Source organism: Vibrio sp. OPT46 (assembly GCF_015163535.1).
Classification (GTDB): domain Bacteria; phylum Pseudomonadota; class Gammaproteobacteria; order Enterobacterales; family Vibrionaceae; genus Vibrio; species Vibrio alginolyticus.
The window spans coordinates 82,426-90,275 of record NZ_JADDYG010000093.1; the positions used below are offsets into that span (position 1 = coordinate 82,426).

Genomic DNA, 7,850 nt, shown 5'->3' on the forward strand with positions numbered 1-7,850 from the left:
GAAGCGCAAGGACAACAGTCACAAAATCAGCAAGATTCTGAAAATAAAAAAGAAAAACAAAAAACGGAACAACATCAACCGCAACGAGATGACAAGCAAGTGAATGATCAAGGTGAACCAATACAGGCTAAAGCGCATCCCGAAAAAATGCATCAGGATGATCCTGAGTTCCGTCGACTAGAAGCAGTAGAAAGTGCTCGCGACCCAAGCTTTTTGATCCGTGCGCAAATGCAACTTCAAGCGCAACAAAAACAACCTCCACAACAATCTCAAAAGGAGTGGTAAGCCTGTGATGAACAAAGGCGTAAAACTGGTCTTTATTTTTGTGGCCAGCCTAATATCCAGTTTCTCGGTGATGGCACAGACACTTCAAGCTAGTGTGAATAAAACACAAATAGCCAAGAATGAAGTGATTAACCTCAGAATCATTTCAGATACTGAGCTCAGCTCAGACTCAATCGACTTCAACGTTCTAGAGAAAGACTTCTTCTTGGGTCAACCTCGTTATGGCCGCTCTAGCAATAACATTAACGGAAGAAAATCGGTGCGTACCGAGTGGAGTATCTCAATTGCACCAATGAAAGAAGGTGTTCTGACTATTCCAAGTTTTTCCGCTGATGGCATGAAAACGGAGCCGATCAAACTACGTGTCAACGCGAGCCAAACAGACCCCAATCTTGATGATCTATTTAGCTTCAATATTACGGTCGACAACAGTACGCTCTACCCTCAGCAATCTGCAACATTACGTATACAACTTCTAATTAAAGCGGACACTCGACGCCTAGATAACCCGCAAATAGTACCTCCGCAGATTGAAGGCATGAAGCTTGAGGCACTGGGTGGCTTACAACAAAGACAGAAGATCTTAAATGGGTTAGAAGTAGCGGTCATAGAGCAGTCGTTTCGCTTAACGGCAAATCAACCAGGCACTTATACCTTGATAGGTCCTAAACTGACCGGTTCTTATATTTATGGCGACAGCTTGACGGGCTCAACCAAAATAATGCCTATCAACACCAAAGCGGAACGCATGCCAATCACGGTCAAACCGATTCCGAGCGAATTTAAAGGTGAATGGCTTCCTGCTTCAGCGTTAGAAATGACACAGAGCTGGCAAGACGATCAAGGTAATCTATTGTCGACTAACGCAATCAACACAGTAAAACAAGGCTCTTCACTCACTCGAACCATTCAAGTTAAGGCTCGCGGTACACAAGCCGAATATCTGCCACGAGTCAATATTAGTTACCCGAGTTCACTGCGCGTGTATCCCGAACAACCTAAGTTCGATAGCGCGAGAGATGGCACCGTTACCATGACGGTGAAGCAAGTCATTATTCCTACAGAGGCCGGGAAATATACCTTACCAGGATACGACTTGAACTGGTGGGACAGTCAAAATGATGAAGCGAAGAAAACAACGTTACCAGAGCTAACATTAGACGTAGAGAAAAATGACACTGGGCTAATCACGTTGCCGGAATCGCCTCTTTCAGCGCCTTTAGTGTCAGCCCCTAGTCCTGAATCAAGCGGCGATGTAAACAGTCTCTGGCGAACATTAACCTTTGTTTTCTTAGGGCTTTGGATAATGACATTGGGAATCGCTATTTGGGCATGGAAAAAGCGGTCAATAACAGCGAGTGGAACGGTTTCAAATACTGAACAACCACTTTGCATCGACGCGCTAAAAAAAGTCATCGAAGAGGGCGATGCTGCGAAAATTGAACGCTCTGTAAATGAGTATTTAACCACTCATCAAGACAGGTTAAACCCTGGTGACGTACAAGCAATTAAGCAAGAGCTTAATGCCATGAATCAAGCGTATTTTAGTGCCAACCAACAACCTTGGAGCCCTGATTCGCTGCTAGCGAAAATTCAAAACCTTGGCAAAGCAAACGTAACGAAAACCGACCACCAACTCGAAAAGCTATAAATAACTAGATAACAATGGCAGCTCTCATGAGCTGCCCATTCTCTTATCCGGCCAAATTTGCTTTAGCGGTTTTATCTAGAGCACCAACCGCCGCCCCTTCCCTATCAAGTTGCTCTTATGAACATAACTCACTCAACAAACACTTGGGGCTCGTATTCGTATCGCCTTACACAATTTCGCCCATGATTCTTCGCTTGATAGAGTGCCTTATCCGACAACTGATATAAATGGTCGAAATTAAAGTCTTTGCCTTTCGCTTTATAACAGGAGTAACCGACTGAAACGGTAAGTAACTCCCCTTCTGGGTTATGTCGATGCTTTATCCCCTCGCCCTCGATGCACTGACGAATGCACTCTGCTCTCAGTCGAACCTCCTCTTGCTCAGAACCAATCATGAGCAATGCAAACTCCTCACCTCCGATACGGCAAAAAACTTCATCTTCACCTTTGGTATGATGATCCAAGATATAGCCAATTCGCATCAATGCGATATCGCCTTCGAGATGACCATAGTGATTATTGAATAAGCCAAAATGGTCAATATCAATCAGGATCAGGCCAAACGACATGTCGTCTTCACACTCTAGGGCACAATATTTTTGCATCACATGTTCTAACATGCGGCGATTACCAAGACGCGTCAAAGGATCGAGCTTAGAAAGTACCTCAAGCTGTCGATTGGCTTCCTCCAACTCTTTTGTTCGGTTCTGAACCTCCAGCTCTAAGTTTTCGTTTAATTCGCGAATCGCCTCTTGAGCTTGAGTACGTTGCAATACTTCAGCTAAGCTGGACGCGAACATACGAATCACTTCACGTAACTGAGAAGTTAAGGGCGCACGTGTCAGCAAATTATCAACAGCGATAAAGGCGATAGGACCACTGCTATTTGAAGTCAATACCGTCATCGCAGCCCAACCAAAGCCAACAATATTACAGTCATGATAAATAGGCACTGATTCTTCAAATGCGACTTCGTTTGGCATTGAGCGAGCCAGATTTATAAGAGAGAAATCTTGGGTTTCGCCAAAGAAGTAAGATTCATCCACCACATTACCTTGAATATCGGTACCCCACGTTCCTTGCATGTAAGAGCAATTTTCATCAGTTAAAAACACCGCCATTCGATCAATACCAAGATTTTTAATGGCGAAAGTGACGGCCGATTTGCATACTCCACTGACAGTAGTGCAACGTGATAACTCAACCATGCTTGAATGCAGCATGCGTACGTTTTGTTCTTGGCGCTTACGAATGTAAATTTGAGAGAAGAGTGAACCAAACGAGTCCAACATCTGTTTTTGATATGCCGTTATCGGCTTACGATGAATAAAGTTATCTAGCGCGAACCACCCAAACGGTTCATTGCCATCGCGTAAAATCAACATCGCATTCCAGCCCTGCCCGATGACCTTGCCTGCTGTGTATATTGGCGCGTCTTCTACAATCACTAAGTTGCTCTCGAGGCTAGATAACGCGGTGATATACTCCTCGCTAAGTTGGTGTAAATCGTATTGTGTGTGAAATTCATCAATCGTAATTCCTGACTCATCCGTACCGTATGTACCACTGAAGCTGCGCTTTTTCATATCGAGAAGCATCAGTGTAGAGCGATCAAACCCAAGTCGTTCACGTAACGCTTCGACGGCTTTGTAGTACAAGTCCTTTAAAGAATCAGGGTTAGAGATTTCGAGTGCAACTTGCTGAACTAACTTCATATTTTCGATAAAGCGCTCGCGTTGGCTAATCTCATCAACATATTGCGCTTCACGAATATCTCTGTGCCTGATCTCTTTCGAGGCATTTTTTTCAGCACGAATACATTGCCAACGCGCCGCTGCGAGCTGCATTGCGTCGTAACTTTCTTCATAGATATTATGTGCTGTGCGAGCATGTACAGATTGAATCAGTAGGTAGGTACGTTTGATAGGCGTGTTGTCGAGCATCATGATGTAACTATCACCGCCTAAATCTCGGGTGTGATTCCAGTTACAAGTGTTGATCGCCAGAGGTATGATGCTTTCAGAGGTGTCAAACTGACTTGCCCACTCCCAGAATGTCTCAGGATAGTTTTGGGTTGGGTAAAGCTCTCCGCGAGAGAAGCTCATCGAATGACGAGGGTTAATTGAAGGATCTTCAAAAATAGCGAGGGCTTGAGGGGAGAACAGACTCTCTAAATGATCAAAGATTGCCTCCGCTAGCAACCGATGGTCCCTCGTTGAAGACACTTTTCTTGTAAAACTTCTTAAACTCACCCTACCAACCTAATCTACTTTTTTATCCTCGATAAAAAACTACTTAGGCCATGATATGCAATCAATACGTTCAAATTTGAGCTGTTAAGTCATTCGCAAAATTATCAGACTTAGTGTTACATTCGAGAGCTCTTCAGCACTTTTAAAGCCATGTTTCACATAAGTTACATGCTTTATAAACTGGGGAGGAAAGTTGTACTTATTTACAAGATTTTTGTGTTGGTAGATGTTTTAAGCCTACGACTTAAAAAGAAAAAGGCCCCTCATCAAGAGGGGCAAAGTTACCATCGCTTATAGTTATTTAGTTATGCTTGTAAATACGGTGGATTAACCGAAATCACCATTTACGTAGCCTTGAGTACGGTCGTCTTGAGGGTTGCTAAAGATCACTTGCGTATCGTTGTGCTCAACCAGTTCACCCATTAGGAAAAACGCAGTGCGGTCAGAGATACGACGCGCCTGTTGCATTGAGTGAGTCACGATAACGATGGTGTAGTTCTTCTTTAGCTCTTCCATCAGTTCTTCGATTTTGTGTGTCGCAATTGGGTCAAGTGCCGACGTTGGCTCATCCATCAGAATCACATCCGGCTCCATCGCGATTGTACGTGCAATACATAAACGTTGCTGCTGACCACCAGAAAGACCGAATGCGTGTGATTTAAGGCGATCTTTCACCTCATCCCAAAGTGCAGCACCGCGCAGCGAACGCTCTACCACTTCATCAATTGTCTTTTTGTCTTTGATACCTTGAGCACGTAAGCCGTAAGCCACGTTCTCGTAAATGCTCATCGGGAATGGGTTTGGCTTTTGGAATACCATGCCGACTTTGATGCGAAGGTCAGCAACATCAATGTTGCCGTAAATATCTTCGCCGTCCATCGCCAATTTACCTGTAATTTTCACGCCTTCGATTAGATCATTCATTCGGTTCAAACAGCGTAGAAGCGTTGATTTTCCGCAACCTGACGGGCCGATAAGTGCAGTTACTTGGCGAACTGGAATTGGTAAGTTGATCGATTTCAGTGCTTGGTTGTCACCGTAGAATAGGTCTAGGTTTTCAATATCAAATTTGTTCATTGTCTTAATCTCTTAATTCTTGAATTCGTGTCTTTTAACGTGCGTTCTTAATTAGTGTTGTTAGTAAGTTGCGGTGTTAAAACGTCTAGCAATCAGTTTCGTTACCATGTTGATCAAGAGAACAACTACGATAAGCACTGTTGCCGTACCGTAAGCCTGATTCCATTCTTCAACGGTAAACAGTTCGGTAGTCAGTTTGTATAGGTGAACGGTTAGCGTACGACCTGAATCCAATAAAGAGTCCGGAATACGTGCAACCATACCTGCTGTCAGGAATACTGGAGCAGACTCACCAATGACACGACCAATACTTAGAATGACCGAGGTTAAGATACCTGGCATTGCACTCGGAAGAATCAAACGCCAGATAGTGTAAATCTTAGAAGCACCGAGGCCATAAGAGCCTTCACGGTAAGTTTGTGGCACTGCCATCAGCGCTTCTTCCGTTGTACGGATGATCACTGGCAGGATTAGGATACTTAGCGTCAATGCACCCGACAGAATCGAGAAGCCAAGGCCAAGAATCGCCACGAAGAAAGTCATACCAAACAGGCCGAAAATGATCGACGGGATACCCGCCAATGACTCGGTACAGAATCGGATGATTTTCACCAAACGACTGCCCACTTTCGCGTATTCGGTCAAGTAGATTGCCGTCATGATACCGAGTGGCGCTGCCACTGCGATAGAAGCGATAACCATGTAAATGGTCGCCACAATCATTGGGAAGATACCATGCTCTTCACCTGTACGCGTATAGTTATCAGTAATGAAGTTCCAATCTACGTGTTGTAGACCGTTTGATAGGATGTACCAGATAATCCAGAACAAAAAACCTACCGTTAGTGCTGCCGAGATCCAGACAAATGCGTTAAAGACATTATCTTTGAACTGGCGTGCTTTTTTCAGTTTTGCGCGATCCATAATAGTCACCTTTAACGAGCGATTACTTCGCTTTTTCTCGGTTTAGGTACAGTAGTACAGCGTTCAACGACATGATGAAGACCAGAAGTACTACACCTGTAGCGTAAAGTGCGTTCGCGTGAACACCACTTGCGTAAGACATTTCAATAGCGATGTTTGCAGTTAGTGTACGAGCCGAATCCAAGATGCCTTCTGGCATTGCCGGCGCGTTACCCATAACCATGATAATCGCCATGGTCTCACCCAACGCACGACCGATACCCAGTATCACACCTGTCATGATGCCTGAGCGAGCCGCTGGAACGAGCAACTTAAAGATGGTGTAGATTTTCGATGCGCCCAGTGCCAAAGAACCTTCTTTATAAGTACGAGGGACAGCGCGAATAGACGTTTCAGAAACCGTAATTACTGTTGGTAGAATCATCACACCAAGAACAATAATACCGGCCAAGATAGTGTTACCTGCAGGTACATCAAATACTTTCTGAATCAATGGAACGATAATAACCAGACCGAAGAAACCGTAGACCACTGAAGGAATACCGGCTAGCAGCTCAACCGCTGGACGGATGATGTCTGCTAATCGCTTTGGTGCGATTTCAGCGATAAAAATGGCGGTCAGAACACCAATTGGAACCCCAACAATGACAGCACCAGCCGTCGATACGATAGATGCCACAATCATGGTGGCGACACCGTAAAGCGCAGGTGGTAACCAGTTTTGTCCTAAGACAATGCCCGATACGCCTGCTTCTTGGAATGCCGGAATACTCTCTCGAACGATGAAGTATGCAATAACGGCCAATGAAACAATGCCGATTACGGCACTCGTTAGGAACAAGCCGTGGAAGATGCGCTCTTTCCAGTCTACACGACGCTTCTCGCGTAGGCCTGACTTGCTGATAGCTCTAGCGTCAGTATTCATAAGCTTTTCACTATTTGTTGCGATGGTCATTTAAAAATCTCACGGTTCTGGGCAATGCCGTTGAACACAATGGATAGAAAAGGCTCAGCCCGAAACGTTGGGCTGAGCAAACTTTAGAGTCCCGATGGGATTAGTTAACTGAGATGTAACCTTTTTGGTCAACTAGCGCTTGCGCTTCATCAGTTAGCATCCAGTCTAGGAATTTTTGCGTTTCTGTTGATGGCTTGCCTTCTTTGTAAAGAACAAGGAATGGACGCGCTACTTTGTAAGAACCGTTTTTAACGTTAGCTACCGTTGCATCAACGCCGTCGATTGCTAGCGCATTAACAGTGTTGTCTACAGTACCAAGAGAAATGTAGCCGATTGCGTATGGGTTAGATGCAACCATTGTTTTCAGTGCGCCGTTACCGTTTGCAACTTGAGCACGTTGAGAGATAGCTGATACCTTCTTACCAGAAATCTTCATTTTTAGAGACATGATGTCTTCAAATGCGCCACGAGTACCAGAAGCTGTGTCACGAGTAATGGCTACGATTGGCTTGTCTGCACCACCAACTTCTTTCCAGTTTGATACTTCGCCTTTGTAGATTGCAGTCACTTGCTCGGCTGTTAGACCTGGCAGTTTGTTTTGTGGGTTAACAACCACTGCGATACCATCACGAGCAACCACTTCTTCGATTAGTGTTGATTCTTTTTCAGAGTCTTTTAGATTACGAGAAGACATACCAAGGTCTGC

6 protein-coding genes and 1 pseudogene are annotated in these 7,850 nt (G+C 44.6%); 2 read left to right on the forward strand and 5 right to left on the reverse strand.

Annotated features, from left to right (window positions below):
• Positions 1–285, forward strand: a pseudogene (locus IQR33_RS32320) (hypothetical protein); the annotation flags it as partial.
• 4 nt (positions 286–289) lie between these two features.
• Positions 290–1,936, forward strand: coding sequence for a BatD family protein (locus IQR33_RS04590; RefSeq protein ID WP_053303852.1), 1,647 nt, complete (start codon positions 290–292; stop codon positions 1,934–1,936).
• 128 nt (positions 1,937–2,064) lie between these two features.
• On the opposite strand, the gene IQR33_RS04595 is transcribed toward IQR33_RS04590, so the two are convergent.
• The 5 genes from IQR33_RS04595 to IQR33_RS04615 form a co-directional block, all read right to left on the reverse strand.
• On the reverse strand, positions 2,065–4,188 hold the full coding sequence (locus IQR33_RS04595; protein ID WP_025768552.1) for a GGDEF domain-containing protein: 2,124 nt from the start codon (positions 4,186–4,188) through the stop codon (positions 2,065–2,067).
• Between the two features lie 327 nt (positions 4,189–4,515).
• The gene (gene pstB / locus IQR33_RS04600) at positions 4,516–5,265 is read right to left on the reverse strand and encodes a phosphate ABC transporter ATP-binding protein PstB (protein WP_005375156.1); all 750 of its coding nucleotides are present in this window, start codon (positions 5,263–5,265) and stop codon (positions 4,516–4,518) included.
• Between the two features lie 60 nt (positions 5,266–5,325).
• Positions 5,326–6,189, reverse strand: coding sequence for a phosphate ABC transporter permease PstA (gene pstA, locus IQR33_RS04605; RefSeq protein ID WP_005383923.1), 864 nt, complete (start codon positions 6,187–6,189; stop codon positions 5,326–5,328).
• A gap of 22 nt (positions 6,190–6,211) precedes the next feature.
• Complete coding sequence (gene pstC / locus IQR33_RS04610) at positions 6,212–7,144, reverse strand: phosphate ABC transporter permease subunit PstC (RefSeq protein WP_005375154.1); 933 nt, start codon at positions 7,142–7,144, stop codon at positions 6,212–6,214.
• A gap of 100 nt (positions 7,145–7,244) precedes the next feature.
• A partial coding sequence (locus IQR33_RS04615; protein ID WP_193843544.1) for a phosphate ABC transporter substrate-binding protein occupies positions 7,245–7,850 on the reverse strand: 606 nt, incomplete at its 5' end.

Bases quoted from the DNA above. Each gene is read 5' to 3' on its own strand.
- pstB (WP_005375156.1), bottom strand. From the start codon at position 5,265: ATGAACAAATTTGATATTGAAAACCTAGACCTATTCTACGGTGACAAC.
- pstA (WP_005383923.1), bottom strand. From the start codon at position 6,189: ATGGATCGCGCAAAACTGAAAAAAGCACGCCAGTTCAAAGATAATGTC.
- pstC (WP_005375154.1), bottom strand. From the start codon at position 7,144: ATGACCATCGCAACAAATAGTGAAAAGCTTATGAATACTGACGCTAGA.